The sequence below is a fragment of the Deltaproteobacteria bacterium genome (assembly GCA_016931625.1).
GTDB lineage: Bacteria > Myxococcota > XYA12-FULL-58-9 > XYA12-FULL-58-9 > JAFGEK01 > JAFGEK01.
Genome location: JAFGEK010000041.1, coordinates 1 through 2,537 on the forward strand (window position 1 = coordinate 1; position 2,537 = coordinate 2,537).

General features: G+C 38.2%; 4 protein-coding genes and 1 pseudogene. 3 read left to right on the forward strand and 2 right to left on the reverse strand.

The annotated features are described in order from the left end of the window. The 3 genes and pseudogenes from istA to JW841_03380 all read left to right on the forward strand — a co-directional run. Positions 1 to 764, forward strand: a 764-nt coding sequence (gene istA, locus JW841_03370; GenBank protein MBN1959961.1) for an IS21 family transposase, incomplete at its 5' end; no start/stop codon positions are given. Between the two features lie 431 nt (positions 765 to 1,195). Further along, positions 1,196 to 1,351 (forward strand): annotated as a pseudogene (locus JW841_03375) (toxin HicA). After that, positions 1,338 to 1,547: a hypothetical protein gene (locus tag JW841_03380; protein MBN1959962.1), complete on the forward strand. Its 210-nt coding sequence runs from the start codon at positions 1,338 to 1,340 to the stop codon at positions 1,545 to 1,547. The pseudogene JW841_03375 and the gene JW841_03380 overlap by 14 nt, the downstream one beginning before the upstream one ends. A 15-nt stretch (positions 1,548 to 1,562) precedes the next feature. Here JW841_03380 and JW841_03385 read toward each other — a convergent pair whose 3' ends face one another. Together JW841_03385 and JW841_03390 are read right to left on the reverse strand one after the other, a co-directional pair. Further along, positions 1,563 to 1,937, reverse strand: coding sequence for a hypothetical protein (locus tag JW841_03385; protein ID MBN1959963.1), 375 nt, complete (start codon positions 1,935 to 1,937; stop codon positions 1,563 to 1,565). 21 nt (positions 1,938 to 1,958) lie between these two features. Next, positions 1,959 to 2,537, reverse strand: a 579-nt coding sequence (locus tag JW841_03390) for a SocA family protein (GenBank protein MBN1959964.1), incomplete at its 5' end; no start/stop codon positions are given.

A 2,537-nucleotide genomic window follows, 5' to 3' on the forward strand; every position in this document is an offset into this window, starting at 1 on the left:
AGCCCAGACGCATCGAAACAATACCAAGGCGCACGCCTATATTTGATTTAGTGGCACCCCACATTGAAGAGCTTTTAAGAGAATGGCAACCCCGTATTAGCGCCAAACAACGAGTAACCGGCGCTCGTTTGTATGAGCAACTAATCATCGAAGGCTATCAAGTCAGCCCTTCATGGGTAAGAAAATATTTAAGCGCTCGACGTTTAAAAAACAGCGAAGTATTTATCCCATTGCAACATTATGCTGGCGAAGAAGCTCAAATAGATTTTTTTGAGGTCACTGTAAATATTGCAAATATTATCAGCAAAGCATGGATGTTTGTCATGCATTTAATGTATAGCGGTCGAGATTTTGTCTGTATTTATGAACATTGCGACCAAATTTCATTTCTTGATGGCCATGTACGAGCGTTTGCCCATTTTGGTGGTGTCCCTCAAAGTTGCATATATGATAATCTAAAAGCCGCAGTAGCTCATGTGTGCTTGCCCGATCGTATTTTGACTGTAAGATTTCAAGCACTGGCTAGCCACTATCTTTTCGAGACATGCTTTGCCCGTGTTGATGTTGGTCATGACAAAGGCGCAGTAGAATTTACTGGTAAGGCCATACGGCTGAAATATTTAGTACCGTTTCCTTGCGGCCAGTCATTAGCTGATATCAATGAACAGTTATTAAAAAAGCTTGATGCTAATCAACAGCGTCAACGTCATGGCAGCGATAAAAAAATTGCCGAATTGTTTGTAGAAGAGAAAGCCAAAATGTGACCGTTGCCAGGCAATAAGTTTGAAGCACGGCAACTGCTAATAAAAAGAGTACTATCAAATTAAAACCAGAGATAGTTGAGTGGACTCGCGAGGCATTATTGATGAGTCGTGCTGAACAAGCAAAATTTCATAATGAGGCTGTAAAAAATTTACATGCCCGACATGAGAAAATTTCTTCATATCTTGATCAAGCCTACCAAGATCGAGTTGATGGCCGGATTTCAATTGAGCTATGGGAGTGTAAAGCCGCTGAATGGGAAAAAGAACGGATTGAGATTGCTCGCCAAATAGAGACTCATGACCATGCGGCGGCAACATATTTTTACGAGGGTATTAAAATTATCGAACTCGCGCAACTTGCCTATTCTCTTTATGTTTCTCAAGAACCACGTGAACAACGACGACTTCTAGATGTGGTCGTATCGAACTGTCGCCAGGCTGGTTCGCATCATGTGTACAAGACGCCTTGGCCTGCTGACCCCCGTGTGAATATTCAAAACGATAGGGGTAAGGCAAAAGTATATCAGGTACGGCAAGTTTTGCGAGCCATAGAGAAGTTAGAGGAGAGTCGTGATGCTAGCAAGTGATCATTATACATATCGTGTAACTTGGTTAGATGAAGACCAAGAGTATGTTGGCCTTTGTGCTGAATTTCCTAGCCTTAGTCATTTGGCGGCATCTCCAGCAACATCACAAGAAGCGGCACTGCGTGGTATTCGTAAACTTGTAGCTGGAGTTATTCGTGACATGAAGCGAGACAATGAAACTATCTCTGAGTTATAGGTGTTATCTTATCGATTAGGTTGATTGTTCTAATTGTTGCCGTAGTACATCTTTTATTTCTATTGATACTCGTCTGCAATCAAGGATAGTTTTTTGGACTTTGGCTAGAATATTGTTACTTAATGTCGCTTTTTTAATACATTTACCTGATGTAATTAGGCGTTCTATTTCATTGCAATATCTCATTTCAGTATTATTACACCTTAAAAAAGAACTATGAGATAAACAACGTAATTCTGATTGAGTAATAGTATAGTTATCTCCACAATTACCTGGTGATGTAGATAAATTAGAAATTATTATTTTATTTTCTGAAGTAGGGTTAGAAATTAATATGTAAAAATGGCCAGGTCTTCCTGGTGCAAATTCAATAAAATAAACACTCCCCATAATCAAAGCAATAGTTTAAAATTAGGCTCCAGTCAGCATTTGATGAAAATACAATTTATCAGATGCTTCTTGTCGTATTTCCTCAATTTCTTCATCACTTTTGTTAAATACTTTTAATATACTTTCAACACTAATAGGTGTCGATGTTTCACCAGGGTCTTGCCATTCAGGTAATTTATGGACGATATCGACAAGATCCCATCGATCATATTGCTGACAAAAGTCAGAACATTTTGTTAAAATCTCAACGTCGGCTTCACATAAAGCTTTAGGGGAAAAATCAGCAATTAAAACAGAGTCAAATTTATCTTTTTTAATCTTGGTAGACCAGAATTCCCCTTTAATATCTTCTTTAATTAAATCAAATACATTGCTTAAAACAGGGCCATATTTCATGGCAACATATCGATCACCTGTTATTGGTTCACCGTATTGTTTTAAAGACATCCGATCAGCAAGGTATAGCATTTTAATTAATTTTAAGTATGGCAATCTATTATTAGCGCGCTGCAATAATAAACACGCTGCTTCTGTTGCTTTTCTCTCATCGAATTCAAACTTAATCGATGTTGGTATCTCTAAAATGGATGACATGACTAT

Coding starts and splice junctions, on each gene's coding strand:
- JW841_03380 (MBN1959962.1), top strand. CDS start 1,338: ATGCTAGCAAGTGATCATTATACATATCGTGTAACTTGGTTAGATGAA.
- JW841_03385 (MBN1959963.1), bottom strand. CDS start 1,937: ATGGGGAGTGTTTATTTTATTGAATTTGCACCAGGAAGACCTGGCCAT.